18 protein-coding genes are annotated in these 26,333 nt (G+C 70.2%); 3 read left to right on the top strand and 15 right to left on the bottom strand.

The window, feature by feature from the left end; translation table 11 throughout:
- The 13 genes from KB201_RS17155 to aspS all read right to left on the bottom strand — a co-directional run bounded on the left by KB201_RS17155 (position 1) and on the right by aspS (position 20,258).
- Positions 1-558 carry a shikimate kinase gene (locus KB201_RS17155; protein ID WP_058250340.1) on the bottom strand — a complete coding sequence of 186 codons (558 nt, stop codon included), beginning with the start codon at positions 556-558 and terminating at the stop codon, positions 1-3.
- A complete protein-coding gene (gene aroC, locus KB201_RS17150) occupies positions 555-1,763 on the bottom strand; it encodes a chorismate synthase (protein ID WP_211539950.1) in 1,209 nt (402 codons plus the stop codon). The genes KB201_RS17155 and aroC overlap by 4 nt, the downstream gene beginning before the upstream one ends.
- 51 nt (positions 1,764-1,814) lie before the next feature.
- Positions 1,815-2,219 carry an A24 family peptidase gene (locus tag KB201_RS17145; RefSeq protein ID WP_211539948.1) on the bottom strand — a complete coding sequence of 135 codons (405 nt, stop codon included), beginning with the start codon at positions 2,217-2,219 and terminating at the stop codon, positions 1,815-1,817.
- A gap of 88 nt (positions 2,220-2,307) precedes the next feature.
- Positions 2,308-3,177, bottom strand: coding sequence for a shikimate dehydrogenase (locus tag KB201_RS17140; RefSeq protein WP_211539946.1), 870 nt, complete (start codon positions 3,175-3,177; stop codon positions 2,308-2,310).
- Positions 3,178-3,191: 14 nt separating this feature from the next.
- On the bottom strand, positions 3,192-5,129 hold the full coding sequence (gene mltG / locus KB201_RS17135) for an endolytic transglycosylase MltG (RefSeq protein ID WP_058250336.1): 1,938 nt from the start codon (positions 5,127-5,129) through the stop codon (positions 3,192-3,194).
- On the bottom strand, positions 5,116-5,577 hold the full coding sequence (gene ruvX / locus KB201_RS17130; protein ID WP_058250335.1) for a Holliday junction resolvase RuvX: 462 nt from the start codon (positions 5,575-5,577) through the stop codon (positions 5,116-5,118). The genes mltG and ruvX overlap by 14 nt, the downstream gene beginning before the upstream one ends.
- Positions 5,577-8,252, bottom strand: a complete 2,676-nt coding sequence (gene alaS / locus KB201_RS17125; protein ID WP_058250334.1) for an alanine--tRNA ligase — start codon at positions 8,250-8,252, stop codon at positions 5,577-5,579. The genes ruvX and alaS overlap by 1 nt, the downstream gene beginning before the upstream one ends.
- 138 nt (positions 8,253-8,390) lie before the next feature.
- A complete protein-coding gene (locus KB201_RS17120; protein ID WP_058250333.1) occupies positions 8,391-9,776 on the bottom strand; it encodes a replication-associated recombination protein A in 1,386 nt (461 codons plus the stop codon).
- A 7-nt stretch (positions 9,777-9,783) separates the two neighbouring features.
- The gene (locus KB201_RS17115; protein WP_058250332.1) at positions 9,784-10,977 is read right to left on the bottom strand and encodes a hypothetical protein; all 1,194 of its coding nucleotides are present in this window, start codon (positions 10,975-10,977) and stop codon (positions 9,784-9,786) included.
- A gap of 147 nt (positions 10,978-11,124) precedes the next feature.
- On the bottom strand, positions 11,125-12,030 hold the full coding sequence (locus KB201_RS17110; protein ID WP_058250331.1) for a transglutaminase family protein: 906 nt from the start codon (positions 12,028-12,030) through the stop codon (positions 11,125-11,127).
- A complete protein-coding gene (locus KB201_RS17105; RefSeq protein WP_058250330.1) occupies positions 12,027-14,759 on the bottom strand; it encodes a circularly permuted type 2 ATP-grasp protein in 2,733 nt (910 codons plus the stop codon). Before KB201_RS17105 ends, KB201_RS17110 begins: the two co-directional genes overlap by 4 nt.
- On the bottom strand, positions 14,756-18,256 hold the full coding sequence (locus KB201_RS17100; protein WP_211539944.1) for a DUF2126 domain-containing protein: 3,501 nt from the start codon (positions 18,254-18,256) through the stop codon (positions 14,756-14,758). The genes KB201_RS17105 and KB201_RS17100 overlap by 4 nt, the downstream gene beginning before the upstream one ends.
- Positions 18,257-18,425: 169 nt before the next feature.
- Positions 18,426-20,258, bottom strand: coding sequence for an aspartate--tRNA ligase (gene aspS / locus KB201_RS17095; protein WP_058250328.1), 1,833 nt, complete (start codon positions 20,256-20,258; stop codon positions 18,426-18,428).
- 142 nt (positions 20,259-20,400) lie between these two features.
- On the opposite strand from aspS, the gene KB201_RS17090 reads away from it, so the two are divergent.
- Entirely contained in the window at positions 20,401-21,258 is an 858-nt protein-coding gene (locus KB201_RS17090) for a neutral zinc metallopeptidase (protein WP_058250327.1), read from the top strand.
- Entirely contained in the window at positions 21,255-22,934 is a 1,680-nt protein-coding gene (locus KB201_RS17085) for a DUF885 domain-containing protein (protein WP_058250326.1), read from the top strand. The genes KB201_RS17090 and KB201_RS17085 overlap by 4 nt, the downstream gene beginning before the upstream one ends.
- Positions 22,935-23,045: 111 nt before the next feature.
- Here the strand turns inward: KB201_RS17085 and hisS are convergent, their stop codons facing one another.
- Together hisS and KB201_RS17075 are read right to left on the bottom strand one after the other, a co-directional pair.
- The gene (gene hisS / locus KB201_RS17080; protein ID WP_058250325.1) at positions 23,046-24,311 is read right to left on the bottom strand and encodes a histidine--tRNA ligase; all 1,266 of its coding nucleotides are present in this window, start codon (positions 24,309-24,311) and stop codon (positions 23,046-23,048) included.
- Positions 24,308-25,048 (bottom strand): MBL fold metallo-hydrolase, encoded by a 741-nt coding sequence (locus KB201_RS17075; RefSeq protein WP_058250324.1) that lies wholly within the window; start codon positions 25,046-25,048, stop codon positions 24,308-24,310. Before KB201_RS17075 ends, hisS begins: the two co-directional genes overlap by 4 nt.
- A gap of 186 nt (positions 25,049-25,234) precedes the next feature.
- Between KB201_RS17075 and KB201_RS17070 the strand changes: the two genes are divergently transcribed.
- A complete protein-coding gene (locus KB201_RS17070; RefSeq protein WP_058250323.1) occupies positions 25,235-26,155 on the top strand; it encodes a peptidylprolyl isomerase in 921 nt (306 codons plus the stop codon).
- Positions 26,156-26,333 lie beyond the last annotated feature (178 nt).

Genomic DNA, 26,333 nt, shown 5'->3' with positions numbered 1-26,333 from the left:
TCACATCAGTTCACGGGCGAGTTGGACGACCACGGCGTCGGCCACCGCGTCGGGGTCGGGGTCGGCGTCGACGTCGAAGGTGCAGACCGCCTCGTAGACGGGTGTCCGCTCGGCGAGCAGTTCGGCGTACCGAGCGGCGGGGTCGGCTGTCGCCAAGAGAGGACGATCGGTACCCGACACGCGCTCGTACCCGCGCTCGGCCGACACCCGCAGGTACACGACGCGCTGGTCGGCCAGCGCCTCGCGGATCCCGGCGGTCGTCACCGCGCCGCCGCCGAGCGACACCACCCCGCCGTGGTTGTCCAGGACATCGGTGACGACGTTGGCCTCGATCGTCCGGAATCCCTCGAGACCGTCGGACTCGAAGATCTCCGGGATACTGCGGCCGGTGCGCCGGACGAGCTCGATGTCGGTGTCGATGAAGTCGACGCCGAGCCGGTCGGCGAGCATGCGACCGACGGTGGACTTCCCGGCTCCCATGAAACCGATCAGTACGGCCGCCGGGCGGCGACCGGTCGTCGGACGCGTCGGGGTCGGGGGTGCCGGGGGCTGGGTCATGCCCGGGGCGGACGCGCGTCGACGGCAGCCCGGTAGGCGGCGAGATTCGCGCCGGTCTCGGTCACCGAGTCGCCGCCGAACTTCTCGAGAGCGGCCTGGGCCACGACGAGCGCGACCATCGCCTCGGCGACGACGCCCGCCGCGGGCACGGCACAGACGTCGGAACGCTGATGGATGGCGCTGGCCGTCTCCCCGGTCGACATGTCGATCGTGGACAGCGCACGCGGCACCGTCGAGATCGGCTTCATCGCGATCCGGACGCGCAGGTCCTCGCCGTTGGTCATGCCGCCCTCGAGTCCGCCCGCGCGGTTGGTCGATCGCAGGACGCCGTCGGCACCGGGCACCATCTCGTCGTGGGCCTCACTGCCACGCCGGCGGGCGGTGGTGAAACCGTCGCCAACCTCCACACCCTTGATCGCCTGGATGCCCATCAGGGCGGCCGCCAGCTTGGCGTCCAGGCGGGTGTCGCCGCTCACGTGCGAGCCGAGGCCCACGGGCACCCCCGTGGCGACGATCTCGACCACGCCGCCGAGGGTGTCGCCGTCCTTCTTCGCCGCCTCGATTTCGGCGATCATGGACTTCTCGGCCTCGGCGTCGAACGCCCGGACCGGACTGGCGTCGATGGCCTCGAGGTCGGCGATGCGCGGCGGCGGACCGACGTAGGGATCGCTCGCGCCGATGGAAATGACATGGGAGATGACGTCGACGCCCAGTACCTGGCGGAGGAAGTTGCGGGCGACCGTGCCCGCGGCGACACGCGCGGCGGTCTCGCGGGCGCTCGCGCGCTCCAGCACCGGACGGGCGTCGTCGAAGCCGTACTTGAGCATGCCGGAGTAGTCCGCGTGCCCGGGGCGGGGACGCGTCAGCGGTGCGTTACGGGCGCTTCCCTCGAGTTCGGCCGCGTCCACCGGGTCGGCGGCCATCACCGTCTCCCACTTGGGCCACTCGGTGTTGCCGATCTCGATCGCGACCGGGCCGCCCATGGTCTGGCCGTGACGAACCCCGCCGAGCACGGTGACCTGGTCGGCCTCGAACTTCATCCGCGCACCGCGGCCGTAGCCGAGCCGGCGGCGTGCCAGTTGCCCGGCGATGTCGGACGAGGTGACCTCGACACCGGCCACCATGCCCTCGACGATGGCGACCAGGGCGGGACCGTGGGATTCTCCGGCAGTTATCCAGCGCAACACAGTGATCGATTGTTCCATGCTGCCGAGCCCGGTCCGACGGCGGCGCCGCCGAACCACGCGTAGCACGCGTCACAACAGACCGGCGACGACGATCGTGGCAGCGGCGAGCGCGGGTCCGTGCGGATGCGACCCGCGGCCGGCGGGGGCGCGGCGGCCCACGCGATCGCCGACCACCGTGCCCACCGCGATGACCGAGGCGAGCGCCACCACGAGCAGGGCGGCGTCCCACCGTACGGTGAGCGCACCGCACGCGATGGCGAGCTTGACGTCCCCGCCGCCGCACCATCGCATCCCGAAGGCGAGCGCGTACGGGGCCGCGGCGACCAGCGCGGCAACCGCCGCGCCGGGGTGGGCTGCGCACGCGCCCACCGCACCGCAGATACCGGGCCAGACGAGCACGTTCGGGATCCGGCGGGTGTCGGCGTCGGTCACCGCGATGACCGACAGCCAGATCAGGATCACGCACTCGGCCATCGGTCGAGCATGTCGGGGTGATCGACCGGCACCGCTCGCCCGTCCACAACCGGCACGTCCTGTGGACGGAGTCGGAGCTCCCCCGGAATCAGTGGGCGGTGAGTGCCGCGACCATCACGTCGCGGGGTGCGGGCAGCCCGGTGAACTGCTCGACCTGTCGGAATGCCTGATTGACGAGCATGACCAGACCACCGACCACGGTTCCACCGGCCGCGACGACCGCGGACGCGAGCGGAGTCGGCCAGGGGTCGTAGATCACGTCCACGACCTTGCGTGCCCGCGCCACGGCGGGCGTCAGGACCGCGGCCGCGTCGGCCGGCACCGTCGACACGACGACCGCGGACTCGCGACACCTTCGGGCCAGCGCCTCGGCGGGTTCGAAGGGCACGACGTCTCCGTTCATCCCCAACCGCTCACACAGTTCGAGGACGGGCGCGGCCCGGCCGGCGTCGCGGGCGACCACCGTGACGTCGGTGATGCCCGTCTCGGCGAGCGCCATGATGGTCGGAAGTGCCGTGCCACCCGCTCCGACGACCACGGCGACCGGCGAGGTCCCGGCGGCGAGGTCCGCGTCGACCGCGAGGTCGGTGAGCGCTCCCGACACGCCGTCGATGTCGGTGCAGTCCGCGCGCCAACCGGTCGCCACGCGCACCAGGGTGTTCGCCGACCCGACCAGTTCGGCGCGTTCGGTGCGTTCGGTGGCGAACTCGAGGGCAGCGCGTTTGTTGGGCATGGTGACCGAGAACCCGATGAAGTCGGCGTCGGCTCCCGAGACGATCTCGGGCAGACGGTCGGCGGTGCACTCGATCCGGTCGTACCGCCAGTCGACCAGCCCGAGTGCCCGGTAGGCGGCCAGATGGACACGCGGCGAGCGCGAGTGCGTGATCGGCGACCCCAGAACCGCGGCCCGACGGTGGTCACCGTGCGGTGAGCGGACGTCGGCGGGCACGGTGTTCATGGCGGGTCCGCTGCTCACTGGCTGCAGCCGGTGGCCACCAGCTTGTTGCGGCAGGCGACCTGGCGGTTGCGGATGTGATCTTCGAAGGTGTTTGCGAACAACGTGGTCCCGGCGGTGTCGACGGTGACGAAGTACAGCCATCCGCCGGGCGCCGGGTCGAGCATCGCCTCCAGGGCGGGCACGCCGACCGCCGCGATGGGCGTGCGCGGCAACCCCTTGTACCGGTAGGTGTTCCACTCGTTGTCGTTCTTGTACGCCTCGCCGTGGACATCGATGTTCGTGATGTCGGCCGTGTAGTTCTGCGTCGAATCCATCTGCAGCAGCTGGTCGCGGTCGAGGCGGTTACGGATGACCCGCGCCACCTTCGGCGCATCCTCGACATGCCGGACCTCGCGCTCGACGATCGACGCCGCGATCAGGGTGTCGTACGGCTCGAGTCCGGAGTTGTTGCGGTCGAGCAGTCCCCATTGTTCGAACATCGTCGCGCTGCTGGAGATCATCTCCCGCAGGATCTGCGTGGCGGTGTGATCGGGTTCGATGCGCTCCCAGGTGGTCGGCGCGATGAGCCCCTCGATCCGGCGGTGATCGCCCGTCATCTCGGCGACGTTCTGTTCGGCCCACGCGGGCACACCGAGCTCGGCCGGGGTGGTTTCGGCGGCGGCCTTCTCGAGGTCGGCAACCGTCACCCCCTCCTGCTGCCCGTTGAACGAGAACGACGTGGCGTTCTCGATGAGCTGAAAGATGCCCGGGGTGACCTTGCCGTCGATACCGGTCTTCGAATCGAGCTGCAGCCCTGGCGGGATCACCACCCGCCCGACGCGGTGCACGGCGCCGTCGGCGGTCAGCATCTCCACGGCCGTGGTGGCCGGGATCTGGGTGCGCATCTTGTAGAGGCCGCCGGACATCGGCTGTCCACCGGCGGCGTCGACGAACGCCCGCACGCTGCCCACCACGTCGGCGTCGACGAGGATGCGGCCGAAGTCGGCGAGCGTGGAGTTGTCCGGGATGTCGACGACGACATCGCCGGAACCGGCGGCGTTGGTGTAGTCCTTGCGCGACTCGAGCAGGCCGGTGGCGCGCACACCGTAGTAGCCGACCCCGGTGATCAGCGCGAGCATGAAGACGATCGCGACGGCGAGGACCGCACGACGCTTGCCCCGGCTGCGCTTGCGGCGCGGCGTACGGCGCTGTTGCTGGTCGGGTTCGGTGTCGTCGGCGCCGGGCCACCAGTCGTCGTGCTCGTCGTGCTCGTCGAAGCGCCGGTCTCGTCGGGCGACGCGATCGTCGTCGCGGATCGGGCGTGCGGTGCCCGGCGTCTCGAAACGCCCGGTCTCGAAACGCCCGGCGTCGTGGCCACCGGTGTCGTAGCGCCCGGTGTCGTACAGCTCGGCGTCATGGCGTTCTGCCCCGTGACCCGCCGGCTCGTAGTCGGCAGCGGTGAACTCCTCCGCGGCGTAATCGTCCGGGAAAGAACGAGATTCGTCGGGGCGAGGACCCCGGGCCGGAGGCGCCGGAGCGGCCGGACGGGCCATGGTGAAGTCGGTGTCGACGTCGTCTTCGACCGGACCCCCGGCAGCCGTTGATGGACCGGGCTGCGGCGGACCGGGCTGCGGCGGGCCGGGCCGCGGTGGTGCCACCGGCGGCGGGGTGGGCGGCTGCCCCGGCGGGATGCGAACCGGCGTCGCGCGGGGGCCGGGCGTGCCGGATACCGGCCGCGCCTGTTCGGCGGGCGGGACATTCGGCGGGGCCGGGCGCCGGGGAGCCGGTTCGGCATTCTCGCCACCGGCGCGCCGGCGGCGGTGCCGCGTGTGGGGCGACCCGTCGGCCGACTGCGTGAAGTACCGCAGACGCTCGGGATCCATGCCCTCGGCACGGCGTCCCTGGCCGTCTCGGTGCCGGGTGCGACGCCGATCATCGGTCACCGGAGGCTCCCCTGACTCACCGTCGCGCATCCAACCACCCCTGCAGAATAGCGACCGCCGCGGCCTGGTCGATCACCGCGCGCGAGGACTTCACCGTCCGGCCGCTGGCGTGCAGTGCCTGCTGTGCGGTCACCGTCGTGAAACGTTCGTCGTGCCAATGCACGGCCACCGGGTCGATCCGGGTCGCGAGACGGTCCCCGAATTCCTGTGCGGTCTCGGCCGCCGCCCCCGCGGTGTTCTTGAGCGTCTTCGGTAGCCCCACGACCACGCCGACGGCCTCGTACTCCGTGACCAGCGCCGCGATGCGGTCGATATCGTCTGTGCGCGAAGGGGTTCGACGCACCGTTTCGACCGGTGTGGCGAGGATGCCGTCGGGATCGCACACGGCGACGCCGATCCGGACGCTTCCGACGTCAATCCCGAGGAGTCGCCCGCGGGTCCGCTGGTGACCATCGGCCCGGGTGTGCGGATCCGGCATCAGGCGACGAACTCGCGGATTCGCGTCAGTGCCGCGTCGATCCCCGCGGGATCGGTGCCCGCGCCCTGGGCCAGATCCGGCTTGCCACCGCCACGACCGCCCACCAACGGCGCGACCTCCTTGACGAGGTCACCGGCCTTGATCCCGGCGTCGCGGGCGGCCGCCGTGGTGGCGATCACGAACGGCACCTTGGCATCCGGTCCGTCACCGCTCGGCGAGAACAGCGCGATCACCGCCTGGCGGTCGGCGACTCGGCCGCGGAGGTCGGTCACCACCGAGCGCAACCCGTTGGCGTCGAGGCCCGGCACCCGTCCCTCGACGACGAGGGTGGCACCGACGGTCGTCGCCGTGTCGAGGAGACCGGACACCGCGGCCCGGGCCGCCTCGGCACGTACCCGCTCGAGTTCCTTCTCCGCGTCACGCAGCTTGGTGACGAGCTGCTCGACCCGGCCGGGCACCTCTTCCGACGGGACCTTGAGCGACGACGCCAGGCCGGCCAGCAACGCACGCTCCTTCGACAGGAACCGGAACGAGTCCATGCCGACGTAGGCCTCGACGCGCCGGACACCCGACCCGACCGAGGACTCCCCGATCAGCGTGATGGGTCCGATCTGCGATGACGACGCCACGTGCGTGCCGCCGCACAGCTCCATGGAGAACGGCCCGCCGATCTCCACCACGCGGACGACGTCACCGTAGTTCTCGCCGAAGAGCGCCATCGCGCCCATCGCCTTGGCCTCGGACAGACCCGTCTCGAACGTGTTGACCTGATAGTTCGCCTCGACCGCGGCGTTGCTGATCTCCTCGATCTCGCGTCGCTGGGCCTCGGTCACCGGGCCGCTGGCGTTGAAGTCGAAGCGCAGGTAACCGGGCCGGTTCAGCGAACCGGCCTGCGTCGCGCCGGGGCCGAGGACCTCGCGCAGCGCGGCGTGGACCATGTGGGTGCCGGAATGGCCCTGCGTGGCGCCGTGACGCCACGCGGTGTCGACCGCTGCGAGGACCTCGTCGCCCTCCTCGATCTCCCCCTCGTCGATGCGGACCTTGTGCAGCCACACCGACTTGCCGACCTTCTGCACGTCGGTCACCGACATGCGCACTCCCGACCCGGTCGTGATGGTGCCGACGTCGGCCATCTGGCCACCGGATTCGGCGTAGAGCGGGGTGCGGTCGAGGACGACCGTCAGTTCCTGGCCGGCCGACGCCGCCGGCAGCCGTGCGCCGTCGGCGACGAGGCCGAGCACCCGCGCCTCCGACACCAGCTCGTCGAAGCCGGTGAACTCGGTCGGCCCGCGATCGAGGAAGTCCCGGTAGACGCTCAGGTCGGCGTGCCCGGTCTTGCGGGCGGTCGCGTCAGCCTTGGCGCGTTGCTTCTGCTCGGCCATCAGGGCGGTGAAGCCCTCCTGATCCACCGAGAGACCGGCCTCGGCGGCCATCTCCAGGGTGAGGTCGATCGGGAAGCCGTAGGTGTCGTGCAGCGTGAAGGCGTCGGAACCGGTGATGGTCGTACGCGACGCACTCTTGGTGGCGCTCGCCGCGTCGGCGAACAGCTTCGACCCCGCGGCCAGGGTCTTGGAGAAGGAGGTCTCCTCGCCCACGGCCACGTCGACGATGTGCCGGCGCTGCGTCTCCAGCTCGGGGTATGACGGTGACATCAGGTCGATGACCTTGCCGATGATTGTGCCCATGGTCGGCTGATTGTCACCGGCGCCGAGCAACCGCATCGACCGGACGACCCGACGCAGCAGGCGGCGCAGGACGTACCCGCGGCCGTCATTGCCGGGCAGCACGCCGTCGCCGATCAGCATCGCCGAGGTCCGCGCGTGGTCGGCGACGACGCGGAACCGGACGTCGTCGGCATGCGAACCGGCGGCGTATGCACGTCCGGACAGTTCCGCGGCGAGGTCGATGATCGGCTTGCACAGGTCGGTCTCGTACACGTTGTCGACGCCCTGCAGGATGCAGGCCACGCGCTCGACGCCCATACCGGTGTCGATGTTCTGTTTGGGCAGCGGTCCCAGGATCTCGTAGTTGTCCTTGCCGCCCCCGGGACCGCGGACGTTCTGCATGAAGACGAGATTCCAGATCTCGATGTAGCGGTCCTCGTCGGCCTCCGGCCCGCCCTCGACGCCGTACTCGGGTCCGCGGTCGTAGAAGATCTCCGAGCACGGCCCGCAGGGACCCGGGACGCCCATCGACCAGTAGTTGTCCTTCATGCCCCGTCGCTGGATGCGCTCGGCCGGCACGCCGATCTCGTCGCGCCAGATGGCCTCGGCCTCGTCGTCGTCGAGATAGACCGTCGGCCACAGCTTCTGCGGGTCGATACCGAAACCGCCGTCGTCGACGCTGTTGGTCAGCAGCGTCCAGGCGAAGCTGATGGCCTCGCGCTTGAAGTAGTCGCCGAAGGAGAAATTGCCCGCCATCTGGAAGAAAGTGTTGTGGCGGGTGGTGATGCCGACCTCGTCGATGTCGAGGGTGCGGACGCACTTCTGCACGCTGGTCGCCCGCGAGTACGGCGGCGTCTGCTCACCCAGGAAGAACGGCTTGAACGGGACCATGCCGGCATTGACGAACAACAGATTGGGGTCGTCGAGGAGCAGCGAAGCGCTCGGCACCTCGGTGTGCCCGGCTTTGATGAAGTGGTCCAGAAAGCGCTTCCGGATGTCATGCGTCTGCACTGTGGGTTTCGTCCTAGCCGTTGGTGGTCCCAGCCGTTCGGTGGTAGCGGCCGTTGTTTGTCGCGACATCCCAGCCTACCGTCGGCGAGTCGCCGGGGGCGCAGGGACTCTGCACTGGGCAAACGCCGGCACGAAGGGTCAGCGCGACCGGCGCCGCGACACCGCGCCACGCACGATCGATCGCAACTTCGCGACCCGCGGCCCGATTTCGCGCTCCAGGCCGTGATCGGTCGGCTCATAGTAGTCGCGGCCGACCAGGTCGTCGGGCGGATACTGTTGTGGCACAACCCCGTCGGGATCATCGTGCGGATAGCGGTATGCGACACCGCTACCGAGCTTCTTGGCCCCCGGATAGTGACTGTCACGCAGATGGGCCGGGACCGCGCCGGCCTTGCCCGACCCGACATCGGCGAGGGCCGCGCCGATCGCCGACACCACGCCCGCCGACTTCGGTGCCGTCGCGAGGTGGATGGTGGCCTGTGTGAGCGCGAGTTTGGCCTCCGGCATCCCGACGAGGTTCACGACCTGAGCGGCCGCGACCGCGGTCTGCAGGGCCGTCGGGTCGGCCATGCCGATGTCCTCGCTGGCGTGGATCATGAGGCGCCGCGCGATGAACCGCGGGTCCTCCCCCGCCGCGATCATGCGGGCGAGATAGTGCACGGCGGCGTCGACGTCGGAACCCCGGATGGATTTGATGAACGCACTCGTCACGTCGTAGTGCTGGTCGCCGTCCCGGTCGTAGCGGACGGCGGCGCGGTCGATCGCGGTCTCCACATCGGCGAGGTCGATCCGGTCGGTGGCGTCGGCGCTGGCCTCCAGCGCGGTCAGCGCCCGGCGCGCGTCCCCGCCGGACACCGCGACGAGGTGGTCGTAGGCGGCGTCGGTCACCTCGACCTTGCCGTCGAGCCCACGCGGGTCGGCGACCGCCCGGGTCAGCACCTCTCGGATGTCGGCATCGGTCAGGGACCGCAGCTGCAGGACCAGCGACCGCGACAACAGCGGCGCGACCACCGAGAACGACGGGTTCTCGGTCGTGGCCGCGACGAGCAGCACGATCCGGTTCTCCACGGCGTCGAGCAACGCGTCCTGCTGCGTCTTCGAGAACCGATGGACCTCGTCGATGAACAGGACCGTCTGCTGACCGCCGTTCTTGCCGTCACCGATGAGCCGGCGCCGGGCCACGTCGATGACTGCGCGCACCTCCTTGACCCCCGCCGACAGCGCGGACAGGGCCTCGAAGCGGCCGCCGGTGGCGCGCGCGATGAGCGAGGCCATGGTGGTCTTGCCGGTTCCAGGCGGCCCGTAGAGCAGCACCGACGCCGCGCCCGAGCCGCTGATCAGTCTGCGCAGCGGCGAACCGGTGCCGAGTAGGTGCTGCTGTCCGACGATCTCGTCGAGGGTCTGCGGCCGCATCCGGACCGCCAGGGGCGCGGTCGGGGCCGGCGGTGCGGTGAGACCACCGGCGTTGCCATGCCCGTCGGAGCCGGCCCGAGGATCGTCGGGTGGGTCGAACAGTCCGTCCACGGGCGTGTCAGGCCAGCCAGATGCGCTGCAGCGCGACGCCCATCGCGGTCGCGAACACCGCGATCTCCTCGTCGCCCGCGCGTCCCGCGGCGGCGGCGAGGTCGGTCCAGCGGCTGACGATCACACGGGGGTCGTTCGTGTGCAACGCCCAGTCATGCGTGAAGCCGGCGGCAGTGACGTCGGCCGGCTCGAAGTCGGGCGCCTCGACATCCGCGTCCGGGCCGGTGGAGGCCAGCGGGTCGCTCGGCAGCATCCACACCGTCGACAGCCACACCCACAACTGACGGGCGAGCAGCACCTTGCGCTGCATCTCCCGCTCATGGGCGAGCGCCGGCCAGATCGAGTGCACCTCCGAGCGCCAGGCGTCGACCATCGAAACCTCGAGGTCGGTGGCCCGAGCAGTGGTCCGGGGCGGAAGCTGCGCGGTGATGGTCACGAGCGCGTAGGCGATGTCGAGGGTGGCGTCGCGGAAGCCGCCCCACTCGTAGTCCATGAACTGCACGCCGTCGTCGTTGAGCAGGATGTTCTCGGGCCCGACATCCGACGGACTGAATGCGCGGTGATCGCCCTCGTCGAACAGCGTCGCCGCGGTACGCAACGACTCCACCACCTGCTCGGGGACCTCGACGTCGAGCGCGGCCGCGTGCCCCACCACCGAGTCGATCGACCGTAACGCCTCGTCGCGCAGGATGTCGCGTCCCTGCATACCCGATGGTCCGCGCCGCAGCAGCGCGAGGAAGTCACCCTCGCCGCCGACCGTCGCCGCGTGCATCCGGCCGAGTGCCTGGCCCCAGGCACTGACAGCACGTGAGGTCTCGACCGGGTCGACGCCGGCCAGGTACTCGAGCATCGTCCGGCCGTGGCCGAGGTCGGAGAGCACCATGATGCGGAGATCGGTGTCGGAGGCGATCAGTTGCGGCCCCGGGCGCGATTCGTTCGGGAGTGCGGTCGCGTACTTGTACGACGCGATCTCCCGGTGGAAGGCCTGTGGGTCCTCGTGTTCGGGAAGGGCCTTGATCACCAGCGAGCGGTCCAGGCTGAGGGGGTTCTGGGCGACGCGGACCCGCACGACCGTGGTGCGTCCGCTGCCGCCGAGGTCCTCGGGATCGTCGAGAACCACTGCTGATCCGGCGCGGTGTGACAGCAGCGCCTCTGCCGCCCGCACCACGCTGGTGATGCGGCTTTCCGTAATGACCGTCATGTCGCCAACCAACCTACCCGTTGCAACGTTGTCGCAACAGCGCGTTCGTCCATCTGTACCACGTCGTTACCGGTATAGCCCGAAAACGTGCGCCGAAAACACTGTGGCACAGCGACTTACCGAGCAAGCGAGTCCGATGTGCCCGGTTCAGTCCGCGGTGAGGTCATCTGTCGGCCGGACGTCGACCGACACGTCGATCCGGCTCTTCGTGGAATCGGTGTAGATGACCCCTCGGAGAGGCGGGACGTCGTCGTAATCCCGCCCCCACGCCAGTGTGACGTGGCGTTCGTCGACCAGCTTGTCGTTGGTCGGATCGAACGACAGCCAGCGACCGTCGGGCATCCAGACGGCCGCCCAGGCGTGACTGGCGTCGGCACCGAAGACCTTTTCCTTGCCGGGCGGCGGCTCGGTCGCGAGATACCCCGACTCGTACCGCGCGGCGAGACCCTGTGACCGCAGACAGGCGATCGCGATCCGGGCGAAGTCCTGGCAGACGCCCTCGCGACGCTGCAGGACGGTGTCGACCCGGGTGGTGATGGCCGTCGACCCGGACCGGTAGGTGAAGTCGGTGAAGATCCGCGACGTCAGATCGATGACCGCCTCCGCCAGCGGCCGACCGGGGGTGAAGATGCCGGCGGCGTAGTCGCGCACCGCGGGGGTGATCTCGGGCGGGTCGAGATCGAGGACGAACTCGGCGGCCAGGGCGCTGGCCCGCCCGTCGACCACGCACGGTCGCGCCTGTTCCCAGGGACCCCGGGCCGCCGGACTCAGGAGGACGCCCGGGTCCACGGGATCCACCTCCACGACCGACCGCGCGGTCACGGTCAGCTCGCGGTGCGCGGTCCGGACATGGAAATAGCTGTCGTGGTTGCCGTAGACGTCGAGCCCCGTCGACCGGTCGTCGGGTTCGGGTTCGATCTCGACCGATGTCGAGTGCACGCGCTGGCCGGGCAGGTCGCGCGGGGTCAGATGGCAGCGCCCGTACGAGGACGACACGTCGTCGTCGTAGGTGTAGCTGGTCCGGTGCAGCACACGGTAGACGCGCGTGCTCACGATTCCCCACCGGCCCAGATCGGTCGCGCCTGGCGCGGGGTGGCGAAGCGGGTCCGGGTCAGCAGATCGGAGAGTTCGCGCGCCCCGGTGCGCAGGGTCGTCATCAGTTCGACGAGTTCCGGGCGCCTCCGGTCGGCGTCGACCCGCACGAGGTCGGCGGGGTCGCCGCGGCGCAACTCGGCGATCATGTCCTGCACGGCCCGTTCGGCGCCCGCCGACCGCAGGGTCTCCGGGACGGACGACAGGTCGGCGCTCATCTTGTCGAGGCAGAAGATCATCGATCGGGGATTGGTCGGGTCGAACAGCAGCAGCTCGGCGACACTGGCCGCCTGATACAGCCCGCGGTTGCGGCGCCGATAGATGACCGACGATTCATTGGCCACCAGGTAGGACTCCAGCAGCGCCTGCTCGACGTCGGTGTCCTGCGCGTCGGCGAACATCGCGAGCGTGAGGTCGGCGAGGGTGACGGCCCGTTCGATGCGTCGCCCGACGTCCATGAACATCCAGGCCGGGTCGTGCACCATCGACTCGGCCTGCAGCCCGGTCAGCGCGAGGACGCCGTGCAGGATCTCGTCGTGCGCGCGGGCCAGATCGGGTCCGAGGTCCAGCGCTGCGTCGCCCGCCCCGGCGTCCGCGCGCGACCGGAGGACCAGCCGGGTCGTGCTCGCCATGATCCGTTCGACCGGCGCGAGCACCATCCAGGTGCTCGTGGACATCTGGTCCCGGACCGCCCGGACCGTGCTGATCAGCCGGTCGACCGAGTAGGCGATGGTCCCGGGCACCGATCGCGACACGGTCAGGTCGGCGATCTTCTCGATCGCCTCGTTGACCTGATCGGGTGACGGCGGCCGGTCCGAACCCGGCAACAGCAGGCCGGCGGTGTCCAGGTAGCGCGCGGTGCCCGTCACCGTGGCGACCGCGTGCAACAGCAGCGGCACCGCCGGCGTGCCCGACATCCACGGCCGGTACTGGAAGTCCTGATAGCGCTCGCGGGACACCTTGGCGAGGCGGGTCACGAGCTCGGTCCGCTCCCCGTAGCGGCCCAGCCAGAACAGGTCCGCCAGGACGCGCGGACTGGCCGCGGCCGCGACGTCGGAGTACTCCCGGGTCACCGGGCGACCCGCCGACGTACCCGCGACCTCCCCGGTCGGCTCACCGCGGGTCTCCGACCGCCGCGACACGTGCCCGCCCACCTCGGTGCTGGTGACCCACACGTCCTTGGCGGCCACGACGTGGTGGGCGGCGCCGGCGACCCCGTCGGCGAGAACGGCCCCGAGGCCGCCCGGCATGACCGCGTACCCGGGACCCTGCGCCACGCTGAACGCGCGCACCGACACAGGCGCCGCCCGCAGCGTCGCGATCGGTCCACCGGAACCGCTGCCGGGGGTGATCGTCGGGGCCACCGAGAACGCCTCGAGCTCGCGGGCCACCCACTGCCAGGTCTGGGCCTCGATCCGGGCGGCGAGGTCGGCGCGATCGGTCGCGGCGAGCAACGGGCCGATGAACTCCTCCCCCGTACTCGTGTTCGTCAGGACCAGGGCGGCCAGTCGATCACGGATCAGGCTGCGCTGCAGCGGATCTCCGGCCCAGTACGTGGTGACTGAACCCAGCCGCAGGTCCTCGTCGAGCAGGACGGGCGCGAGACGTTCCAGCACGGTGTGCAGCGCCGGGTTCTCCAGCACCCCCGAGCCGAGGGTGTTGAGGACCGTCACCGTGCCGCGCGAGATCGCCTCGACCAGCCCGGCGACGCCGAGCTGGGAGTCCGTCCGCAGGTCCAGCGGGTCGGAGTAGGCGGCGTCGACCCGTCGCAGCAGCACGTCCACCCGCTTGTAGCGACCTAGCGAGCGCATGTAGACCGCGCCGTCGCGAACGGTGAGGTCGGCGCCTTCGACGAGGGGGAAGCCGAGCACCGACGCGAGATAGGCCTGGTCGAAGGCGGTCTCGGACATGCTGCCGGGGCTGAGGACCGCCACCGTCGGGTCGTCGACCCCGGGCGGCGCGTACTCGGTGAGCGCCAGCCGCATCGTGCCGGCGAAAGTGGTCATCGGCCGCGGTGCGCAGGCCTGGAACAGCTGCGGGAAGGTCTTCGACATCAGCCGCCGCCCGACGATCGAGTAACCGATCCCCGACGGCGCCTGGGTGCGGTCCCGGTAGGCGACGAACCGGCCGTCGGCGGTGCGCGAGATGTCGACCGCGTGCAGGAACAGCGCGTGCGGCCCGGCGACCTCGAGTCGGGCGGCCTTGCGGATGTAACCGGGATGGCCGAAGACCATCTCGGGCGCCACGAGACCGGCGGCGATCGTCTTCTGATCGCGGTAGAGGTCACGCAGGAGCAGGTCGAGCAGCATCGACCGCTGCGTGATGGCCTTTTCGAGTTCGGCCCATTCGACGCCGTCGATCACCAGCGGCACCGCGTCGACATCCCAGTCGCGGGTCACGGTGTGCTGACCGTCGAACTCGTTGTAGACCACGCCGTCGTCGCTGACGGCTGCGGCCAGCCGGGCCGCGGACTCGCGGAGGCGGTCCGGACCGCGCAGCTGGTAGATGCGGGCCAGGTCGGCCCACGCCGGACGGATCGCGCCGTCGGCTTCCAGGAGCTCGTCGTAGGAGTCGGCCGGCCGGTCCGCGGATGCGGCGAGACGGGTCAGACGGTCGGGATCGAAGAGAGTGTGGCCCTCGGCGCGGTAGCGGTCGAACACCGCGGAAGCGTTGCCCGGCGAAGAGGTCACCGAAGAACTGTACGTGCCCGCCGGAGGTCGAGGATCCCGGGCACCCCGAAGTCGGTGGCCTGCCGGGACTGTCGTTCCCGCAGCAGCCCGACGTCGACGGTGCCGGTCGTGTGACCGGCCGCCTCGAACCGCCCGTTGCGCCGGGACTCGGCCTCGACCGCGTTGACCGGCGGCCGATCGTAGGCACGTCCTCCGGGATGCACGACGTGGTACGTGGCACCGCCCACCGACCGGCCGTTGACCGTGTCGATCAGGTCGAAGGTGAGCGGGGTGTCGATGGTGATCGTCGGGTGCAGCGAGCTCGGCGGCTGCCAGGCCCGAAACCGGATACCGGCGACGCGTTCACCGGTGCGACCGGTGGCGCGCAGTGGAATCGGGAAACCGTTGCAGGTCAACAGGTAACGATCGTCCTCACCACCCAGGACGCGCACCTGCACGCGCTCGACAGAGGAGTCCACGTACCGGGCCGTGCCCGTTCCGGTTGCCTCCTCCCCCAACGTGTTCCACGGCTCGATGGCACCGCGCAGCTCGATCTCCTGGTCCCGGATCTGCACGGTCCCCAGACGCGGGAAGCGGAATTCGGTGAACGGGTCCAGCCAGGCGGTCTCGAACGGATAGCCGGCCTCGCGGAGTTCCTCGGCGACCAGCGCGATGTCGGCGATGACGTAGTGCGGCAACAGGTGTTTGCCGTGTAGGTCGCCGCCGTGGCGGATCAACCGGGCCCGGTAGGGCTTCTCCCAGAACCACGACACCAGGCTCCGCACCAGCAGCGACTGCACCATAGCCATCCGGTGGTGGGGCGGCATCTCGAAAGCCCGCAGCTCCAGCAGGCCCAGCCGGCCGCGCACCGAGTCGGGACTGTAGAGCTTGTCGATGCAGAACTCGGCCCGGTGCGTGTTGCCGGTGATGTCGGTGAGCAGATGCCGCAGCGCCCGGTCGGTGACCCAGGGGTTCGGGGGCGCGCCGTCGAAGCGTCCGCCGGCCCGGGCACCGTCGCCAGAATTCTTGACCGCGAGCCGGTCGATCTCGGCGAAGGCGATCTCCAGCTCGTAGAGCGAGGACTCCCGACCCTCGTCGACACGCGGCGCCTGCGAGGTGGTGCCGATGAACCGGCCGGAGAACAGGTACGACAGCGCGGGATGCCGTTGCCAGTAGGTCAGCATCGACACCAGCAGGTCGGGGCGGCGCAGCATCGGCGAGTCGGCGGGCGTGACGCCGCCGAGGGTGATGTGATTGCCGCCGCCCGTGCCACCGTGGCTCCCGTCGAGGTCGAAGCTCTCGGTGCCCAGCCGCACCTGTCGGGCATGGTCGTAGAGCGATTCGAGCAGCTCGGACTGCTCGGCGAAACTCCCGGTCGGCTGGATGTTGACCTCGACAACCCCCGGGTCCGGGGTCACCGACAACGAGACGAGTCGCGGATCGGCGGGCGGTCCGTACCCCTCGACGACGACCGGCGTCGACACAGTGGCGGCGGCGTCCTCGACGAGTTCGACGATCGCGAGATACTCCTCCAGGGTCGAGGTCGGCGGCATGAACACGTGGAGCACGCCGCCGCGGACCTCGGCGACGAGGGCGGTCCGGGGCAGGAACTGCGCGGGGTCCACCTCGCGGACGGTGTGCCCCAGCGCCGCCGACGGGTCGGTCGGCAGGTCGTCGTGGTGTGCGGACGGATCGGCTTCGAACAGCGTCGGGGCCGGACCCCACGACAGCGAGTTGAGCGGCAGCCGCAAGCCGGCCGGCGAGGTGCCGGGGGTCAGCACGATCCGTCCCCGCCGGGTCGTCCACACCGCGCTCTGCCACGCGGTCCGGTCCTCCGAGCGGCTCAGCGGCAACACGTGCGCACTCGGCTGGGTGACGGCGGCGTCGAGCCGCTCGATCAGGGCTCGTCTGCGTCGGACGGAATCCGTTGTCGGAGCAAGGCTCTCGTCGTCGTCGCCGTCCGCCGAATCGGCGTCGACGGCGATCTCGGCCTGCGCGAACGACCGTGCGGCGGGCAGGGTGGGGTCGGTTCCGGGGTCACCGGGCGGCATCGCGGCGAGTTCCCGCATCCGGACCAGCGGGTCCTCGTAGGCCGGCACGACCTGGGCGATCGGAAGTCCCAGTCGCGTCGCGAAGGCGGTGAGCAGTTCCCGGGCCGGGCCGGGGTCGCCGAGGTCGTCGGGGTTCGGGCCGTGGGTCTCGCGGTCGATCGCCGCGGCACAGTCGTCCGGCGTCGCCCACGGGTCGGCGAGCAACTCCGGATTCCGCCAGATCGGCAGACCGTCGGCGCGCCACATCAGTTCGAGCTGCCACCGCGGCAGCGGTTCACCGGGATACCACTTGCCCTGGCTGCGCCGCATCAGGCCGCCCGGCGCGTACGCCGTCATGAGGCGGTCGGCCAGCCGCCCGGCCAGCAACCGTTTGTGCGGACCGTCCGCGGCGGTGCGCCACTCCGGGTCCGTCTGGTTGTCGATGGACACGAACGTCGGCTCGCCGCCCATCGTCAGGCGTACGTCGTTGCGTTCCATCCGTTCGTCGACCAGCGCGCCGAGATCGGTGACCCGGCCCCACTGCTCCGCGGTGTAGGGCAGCGTGACGCGTGGGTCCTCGTGGAACCGCGTGACCGTGTTGGTGAAATCCAGAGTGGCGTGGCACGGGCCGGTCGAACCGGTGATCGGTGCGGCGCCGACCGGATGCGGGGTGGCCGCCAAGGGGATGTGCCCCTCGCCGGCGAACAGACCCGACGTCGGATCCAGTCCAACCCAACCGGCCCCGGGGAGGTACACCTCGGTCCACGCGTGCAGGTCGGTGAAATCGGCGTCGGGACCCGACGGACCGTCGAGCGACTTCACGTCCGAGGTCAGCTGGACGAGGTATCCGGACACGAAGCGTGCCGCGAACCCGAGTTCGCGGAGGAGGGCGACCAGCAACCAGGCCGAGTCCCGGCAGGAACCGATGGCACTGGAGAGCGTGTACTCCGGCGACTGCACGCCGGCCTCGAGGCGGACGGTGTAGCCGACGGCGTCGCGCACCGCGGCGTTGAGGCGCACCAGGAAGTCGATGACCCGCGTGCGGCCGGCCGGCCGGTGCTTCGCCGCGAACCTCGCGATCTCCGGATGCACCGGCGCACCGGCGAATTCACCGTCGGTGACCCCGGCCGGCCGGAGGAAGATCTCGAGGTCGCGCCGCAGCTCGGCCGGATAGTCGAACCCGTAGAACTCGGCCCACTCCTCGATGAAGAAGTCGAACGGATTGATCGCGGTGAGGTCCGCGACCAGACTGACGGTGATCCCGAGGGTGGTCGAGGGTTCCGGGAACACCAGGCGCGCCAGATAGTTGCTGAACGCGTCCTGCTGCCAGTTCAGGAAGTGCTCACCGGGGTCGACGGTGAGCGAGTACGCCTCGATCGGTGTGCGCGAGTGCGGCGCCGGACGCAGGCGGACGACGTGGGGGTAGATCTTGGTCGGCCGGTCGAACGAGTACACCGTCCGATGCTCGAGGGCAACCTTGATCGTCACCGGCGGAACTCCCCGCCCGGGCCCGTCACCACTATTCCGGCAGCCGACTCGATCCCACCGCTGTGCGCCATGGTGGAGATCTCATCACAGATGACCTCCAGGCGCCGGGTGACGAGCACCGCGCCGGGAACACGGTGGCCGAACTCACTTCGGTCCACCGCTTTTCGGCTCAGGCAGTGCTCCCGGCGTCCTTCTGGTCGGCGCCCTTCTGCTCGGCGTCCTTCTGGTCGGCGCCGCCCCGCGGTGCGGGCTTGGCGTCGATCCCCGATTCCTTGCGCTGCTGCGGGGTGATCGCCGCGGGGGCGTCGGTCAGCGGGTCGACGCCGCCACCCGACTTGGGGAACGCGATCACCTCGCGGATGGACGACTCGCCGGCGAGCAGTGCGGTGATGCGGTCCCATCCGAAGGCGATGCCGCCGTGCGGCGGAGCGCCGTAGGCGAAGGCGTCGAGCAGGAAGCCGAACTTCTCCTGCGCCTCGTCGTGGCCGATGCCCATGATCTCGAAGACGCGCTCCTGCACGTCCCGCCGATGGATACGGATCGATCCGCCGCCGATCTCGTTGCCGTTGCACACGATGTCGTAGGCGTAGGCCAGGGCCGAACCCGGATCGGACTCCAAGGCGTCGATCGACTCCGGCTTGGGCGAGGTGAACGCATGGTGCACCGCGGTCCAGGCCGAATGTCCCAGTGCGACATCGCCGGACGCCGTCGCGTCGGCAACCGGCTCGAACATCGGCGCGTCCACCACCCAGGTGAACGCCCAGTCCCCGTCCTTGATGAGCCCGAGCTTCGAGGCGATCTCACCGCGCGCGGCACCGAGCAGGGCGCGGGTCGACTTCACCTCTCCCGCACCGAAGAACACGCAGTCACCCGGCTCCGCACCGACATGGGCGGCCAGACCGGAGCGCTCCTCCTCGGAGAGGTTCTTGGCGACCGGCCCGCTGAGGGTCCCGTCTTCGGCGATGAGGACGTACGCAAGACCGCGTGCCCCGCGCTGCTTCGCCCATTCCTGCCATGCGTCGAGCTGGCGGCGCGGCTGCGACGCACCGCCGGGCATGACGACCGCTCCGACGTACGGTGCCTGGAACACGCGGAACGGGGTGTCCTTGAAGTAGTCGGCACACTCGACGAGTTCGATACCGAAGCGCAGATCCGGCTTGTCCGAACCGAATCGGCGCATCGCATCGGCGTAGGTCATCCGCGGGATCGGGGTGGTGATGTCGACGCCGATGAGCTTCCACAGCGCGACGAGGATCTCCTCGGCGACGGCGATGACGTCGTCCTGGTCGACGAAGCTCATCTCGATGTCGAGCTGGGTGAACTCCGGCTGCCGGTCGGCGCGGAAGTCCTCGTCGCGGTAGCAGCGCGCGATCTGGTAGTACCGCTCCATGCCCGCGACCATCAGCAGCTGCTTGAACAGCTGCGGGCTCTGCGGCAAGGCGTAGAAGGTGCCGGGCTGCAGGCGCGCCGGAACCAGGAAGTCACGTGCCCCTTCCGGCGTCGACCGGGTCAGCGTGGGCGTCTCGATCTCGGTGAAGTCGTGGGCGGCGAGCACGCCGCGCGCCGCCGCGTTCGCCTTGGACCGCAGGCGGAGCGCCGCGCTGGGCCCCGCACGCCGCAGGTCGAGGTAGCGGTGACGCAGGCGCGCCTCCTCGCCCGGCGACTCGTCGAGCTGGAACGGCAGCGGCGCGGACTCGTTGAGGACCTCGAGCTCGACGGCGTTGATCTCGATCTCGCCGGAGCTCAGGTTGGGGTTCTCGCTGCCCTCGGGACGCACCTCGACGACGCCGGTCACGGTGACGCAGTACTCGGCGCGCAGACGGTGGGCGGCCGGCGCGACCGACTCGTCGCGGAAGACCACCTGGACCAATCCGGTGGCGTCGCGCAGGTCGATGAAGACCACGCCACCGTGGTCGCGTCGGCGTGCGACCCACCCGGCGACGGTGACGGTCTGCGACGCGTCGGCGCGGCGCAGCGAACCTGCGGAATGCGTGCGGAGCACTGAGAATCCTTCCAGGAGTCGAAATCGGTCGGCGGAAACGCAGACCAGGTGTCCATGGTGCCGTATCCGCGCCCCCGGCCGTCAATCGCATACCTTCGCCGAGGCAGCGAGGGGCGGGTGCCGATCGTGCCAGAATGGCCGCGTGACCTTCCAAGGCAGCGGATCGATCGACACCGGCAGCGTCTCCGGCGGCGGTGGAGGCGGTGGGGGCCGGATCGCGCTGGGCGGCGGCGCGGGACTCCTCATCACGATCGTCGCGCTGTTCTTCGGGGTGAACCCCGGCGATCTGCTCGGCGCCGGCGGCCCCGCTCCCGGCACCTCGTCGGACGCCGCGCAGATCCAGCAGCAACTGGACGAGTGCACCTATGAGATGGCCAACGAGAACACGATCTGCCGGATCAAGGCGACCACCGTCAGCGTCGACACGGTGTGGTCGGATCTGTGGCCCGAGTACGAGCCACCGCAGACGGTCATCTTCTCCGACGCGGTGAACACCGGGTGCGGCGCGGCGAGTTCGGCGACCGGTCCGTTCTACTGTCCCGCCGATTCGACGGCGTACTTCGATCCGACGTTCTTCGCCCAGCTGCGTCGCATGGGCGGCAGCGACGGGCCCCTCGCGCAGGAGTACGTCGTGGCCCACGAGTACGGACACCACGTGCAGAACCTCACCGGCGCCCTCGCCAAGGGTCAGCGGATGGGTTCGCAGGGACCGCGATCGGGTTCGGTGCGGGTCGAATTGCAGGCCGACTGCCTCGCCGGGGTGTGGGCCCATCACGCCGACGACGGCCCAGACGCCCTCCTAGCGCCCATCACCGAGGAGCAGATAGCGACGGTCATCCAGACCGCGAAGGCCATCGGCGACGACACCATCCAGGGCGCGGGCTCCAATCCCGAGGGCTGGACTCATGGTTCGGCCGCCCAACGCACGCGGTGGTTCACCGTCGGCTACCAGTCGGGCGATCCGGATCGCTGCGACACCTTCGCCACCGACGACCTGTGAACGCCACCGACCCCGGCGGGACCGCCCCTCGCAGGCCCACCGCCGTCGATGCGATCGCCGAGGCGCATCTGGACCGGTTGTGCGCGCTCGATCCGCTGTTCGCCACCGAGATCGGGCGCGGTGGGCACGACGACCGGCTGACCGACTTCTCCGCGCAGGGGTGCGCCGAACGCGCCGAGGTCGCCGCCGGCACCCTCTCCGCACTGGGCGGCGCCGACGTCGTCGATGCCATCGACCGCGTCACCGTCGCGACCATGAGCGCCTCGCTGCGTCGCGAGCTCGCACTCGCCGACGCGGGCGAGCACATCGGCGACTGCAATGTCATCGCGTCACCGTTGCAGGCGCTGCGCGACGTCTTCGACCTCATGCCCACCGACACCCGCGAGCAGCGGGAGACCTTCTTGTCCCGCCTCACCGCGATCCCGGCGTCGCTCACCGACGTCGTCGACGGCCTCGCCCACCGGCTTCGTCACGGTCCGCCGCCGGCCCGTCGACAGGTGGCGGCGGTCGCCCGGCAGGCCGACACCGCGGCCGATGCCATCGCCGGCAACACCGCACCGATCGCGGCCGACCCGGCGCTCGCCGGCACCCTCGCCACCGCGCTCGACGCGGCGCGGACCTCGTTCGGGACCTTCGCCCACTACCTGCGCACCGGCGTTCTCGCTCAGGCCGTCGACGACGACGCGGTCGGCCGCGACCGCTACCTGCTGCACCTGCCGGCCTACCTGGGCGCCGACGCCGACCCCGACGACGCCTATGCCTGGGCGATGACCCGGTTGCAGCAGATCGTCGCCGAGCAGCAGGAGATCGCGGAGGGTCTGCTCCCCGGACAGGGGGTCGCGGCGACGCTCGCCTGGCTGGATCGTCAGCCGCAGTACCAGATCCACGATCGCGCGGAATTCGTCGACTGGATGCAGGCGACGTCCGACGCGGCGGTCGCCGGTCTGGCGGGCACGCACTTCGACCTCCCGGCCCGGCTGTCCCGGCTGGAGTGCCGGCTCGCCCCGTCGTCGACCGGCATCATCTACTACACCCAGCCCAGCGAGGATCTGTCCCGCCCGGGCCGGATGTGGTGGGCGGTGCCCGACGACCAGACCGTCTTCCACACCTGGCAGGAGAAGACGACGGTCTACCACGAGGGCGTGCCCGGGCATCATCTCCAGCTCGGATCGGCGATCGTCGACCCCGACCTCAACGCCTGGCGCAAGCTCGCGTCGTTCACCTCCGGACACGGCGAGGGCTGGGCGCTCTACGCCGAACGCCTGATGGACGAGCTCGGCTGGCTCGAGGACCCGGGCGACCGCATGGGGATGCTCGACTCGCAGCGGCTGCGGGCCGCGCGGGTCGTGGTCGACATCGGCGTCCACTGCCGCCTGCCCGCGCCGGAGTCCCTCGGCGGCGGGATCTGGGACGCCGACAAGGCCTGGACGTTCCTGACCTCGTCGGTCGCGATGGACCACGCCGTGTTGCGTTTCGAACTCGACCGCTATCTGGGCTGGCCCGGCCAGGCGCCCTCGTATGCGCTCGGCCAGCGCGTGTGGGAGCAGACGCGCACCGCCGCCCTCCGCCGGCACCCGGACTGGACGCTCAAGGACTTCCATTCGCGCGCACTGGCTCTCGGCGGTGTCTCGCTGGACGTCCTCGTGGCCGAGGTCGCCGGCCCGCCCTCCGGGTGAGATCTCCCCGAGGGCGGGCGCCGAAAACCGCCCATCACAGGTCCGCCGGCCGCACATCGTCGTCGGTCGAGCTGTGCGGGGCGGTTCTCAGCGGCGGAATGTGCGGCGGGCTCAGCCCAGGAGGCGACGGACCTCGGCGACCACGTCGTCCAGGGCGACCCGGTGCTGTTCGCCGTTGCTCAGGTCCTTGATCTCCAGCCGGCGCTCGGCGAGTTCGTTCTCCCCGAGCACCAGCGCCAGCCGCGCCCCCGAACGGTCGGCTGCCTTCATCGCACCCTTGAGGCCACGATCGCCGTAGGCCAGGTCGACATTGATCCCGGCGGCGCGCAGAGCGCCTGCGACACCGACGAGCTCGGCTTTGGCCGCCGAGCCCAGCGGCACTCCGAAGACCTGGCAGCGGGCCGCCTCGGTGCCCGCGACGCCCTCGGCCTCCAGCGCCAGCATCGTCCGGTCGACGCCGATCCCGAACCCGATGCCCGACAGATCCTGCTTGGCGCCCAGCTGCCGCATCAGACCGTCGTAGCGCCCGCCGCCGCCGATGCCCGACTGCGCACCGAGACCGTCGTGGACGAATTCGAACGTGGTCTTCGTGTAGTAGTCCAGGCCGCGCACCAGACGCGGGTTGATCTCGTAGACGACACCCAGCCGGTCCAGGTGCGCCAGGACGAGGTCGAAGTGCGCCTTCGCGTCGTCGGACAGATAGTCGATGAGCAGCGGTGCGCCTGCGGTCGCCGCCTTGATCTCCGGCCGCTTGTCGTCGAGGACACGCAGCGGGTTGATCTCGGCGCGCATCCGGGTGGCCTCGTCGAGGTCGAGCCCGAACAGGAACTCCTGCAAGGCCTCTCGATAGCGCGGCCGGCTCTCGTCGTCACCCAGCGAGGTGATCTCCAGCCGGAACCCAGTCAGCCCGAGTCGGCGATAGCCCTCGTCGGCGATCGCGATGACCTCGGCGTCGAGCGCCGGGTCGTCGACACCGATCGCCTCGACGCCGACCTGCTGCAGCTGGCGGTACCGGCCGGTCTGCGGCTTCTCGTAGCGGAAGAACGGCCCGGCGTAGCAGACCTTCACCGGCAGCTGGCCGCGGTCGAGACCGTGCTGGATCACCGCGCGCACCACGCCCGCGGTGCCCTCGGGACGCAGCGTCACCGAGCGGTCGCCGCGGTCGGCGAAGGTGTACATCTCCTTGCTCACGACATCGGTCGACTCCCCGACCCCGCGTGCGAACAGCGCGGTGTCCTCGAACACCGGCAGTTCGATGTGGCCGTAGCCGGCACGACGCGCTGCGTCGGTGAGCGTGTCCCGGACCCTCCGGAAGTCCGCCGAGTTCGGCGGGAAGTAGTCCGGGATGCCCCGGGGGGCCTGAAATGCTCCGCTCACAGTCCGTGTCGTCCCTTCGGTCGCGTGCTCTGGTGCTCGAGGCCGGCCAGGAAGGGATTGCTCGCACTCTCCTGGCCGATGGTGGTCTGGGGTCCGTGGCCGGGCAGGACCAGCGTCTCCGCGGGCAGCGGCAGGAGTTTCGCCGCTATCGAGTCGAGCAACTGCTGATGGTTGCCCCCGGGGAGATCCGTCCGGCCGATCGAACCGGCAAACAATACGTCACCGGAGAAGCAGACCCCGACCACCGACGGCGTGTCGGGCCCGGCCTGATCCCGGGTCTCGTCCGGCACGTCGACGTCGACCCCGAGCAGCACGGAGCCCTGTGTGTGTCCGGGCGCGAGATCGACCGAGAAGGAGACCCCGGCGAGTTCCACCGACTCGCCGTCGGCGAACTCGACCACCTTCTCCGGCTCGGTGAACTCCTGGTCGCCGATCATCGCGCCCAACGCCCGTCCGATGCCGAGACCGGGATCGGCGAGCATCGGACGATCCGCGGGATGGATGTAGGCCGGGATCGAGTACTCGTCGCAGAGTTCCGTCGCGTTCCAGGTGTGGTCGAGATGACCGTGCGTGAGCAGCACCGCCACCGGGGTGAGGTCGTGTTCGGCGAGCAGTTCCCGGACCCGCGGCGCCGCATCCTGGCCCGGATCGATGATCACCGCCTCCGATCCCGCCTCGGCGGCGACGATGTAGCAGTTCGTCTGGAACATCCCGGCGGGGAATCCGGTGATGAGCATGCTGCTCCTCGGGTCGGCGCGGACAGGACGACGCACACACGTCGGTGTCCATTGTTGCGTAGGCGGCATGGCTCGCGACCCGCCGCACCCCGTTCTCAGGTACAACTGGCACACTTGCCCCCGAGTAAGTGACATCCACGACGATGTCGGCACAGCCATGCCGAGGTTTCAGGAGGATCCACCCGCGTGTCCACCAATGAGGAGCGCCGCGAGGCGGCGAAGCGGAAGCTCGAAGAACGCCTCGAGACCGAGCGCCTCGCCCGGCGCAAGCGGAAGATCGTCATCGCCTCCGTCTCGACCGCCGTCGTGGTCGCCGTGGTCGCGGGCGTGACCGCCGTCGTGGTGAAGAAGATCATGGACGACCGCGAGGCCGCACGCTGGACGACCTGCGCCTACGAGGACTCCCCGAGCCGCTTCGACCAGCTGCCCGATCAGGTGCCCGACAACGTCCCGGCCGATCAGCGAGCGCAGTACCAAGCCGAACTCGACGAGCTGAAGGCGGCCGCGGAGAACGAGCGCACCTCGCCCAAGCCCGACGAGCGCGTCCTCAAGTCGGGCACCGAGAAGGCCACGTTCGTCACCTCCCAGGGCACCCTGCCGATCACGCTCGAACGCGATGGCGCGCCGTGCAACACGGCTGCGGTGACCTCGTTGATCGAGAACAAGTTCTACGACGACTCCACCTGCCACCGCATGACCACCAGCGAGACGCTGAAGATCCTGCAGTGCGGCGACCCCACCGGCACCGGCATGAGCGGGCCCGGTTGGACCAGCCCCGACGAGCCGCCGACCGACCTGCAGACGGTCGGGCAGCCGGATCCGACGACCGGTTCGCAGCCCGTCATCTACCCGCGCGGCACCATCGCGATCGCCAACAGCAGCCAGGGCGGACAGAACCCGAACACCGGGTCCAGCCAGCTCTTCATCGTGATCAACGACAGCCAGTTGGGCCCGGACTACTCGATCGTCGGCAAGGTCGACGAACCCGGACTCGCGGTGCTCGACAAGGTCTACGCCGGCGGCATCAACCCCGGCCCGATCGGCAGCCAGCCCGGGGACGGTGAGCCGAAGCTCCCGGTGACCATCGAGACGGCCACGATCAACTAGGCGCCGGGAACTCTGATCCCTAATCCAAAAGAACCTCGAAACCCGTGATCCCTGAGGTGCGAGGAGCGCGAGCGACGAGATGGTCCTATAGATTGTCAAGTGCTCCGAGGTCGGTGGTGAAGGCTTTGTAGAGTTCGCGGGCGACGTAGCGTTTGAGGCATCGGATGATTTCTTTCTT

This window comes from Gordonia sp. SCSIO 19800 (assembly GCF_018132775.1).
Lineage (GTDB): Bacteria > Actinomycetota > Actinomycetes > Mycobacteriales > Mycobacteriaceae > Gordonia > Gordonia hongkongensis.
The sequence above is the reverse complement of the archived record's forward strand: the minus strand, read 5'-3'. Positions and strand labels throughout refer to the sequence as shown.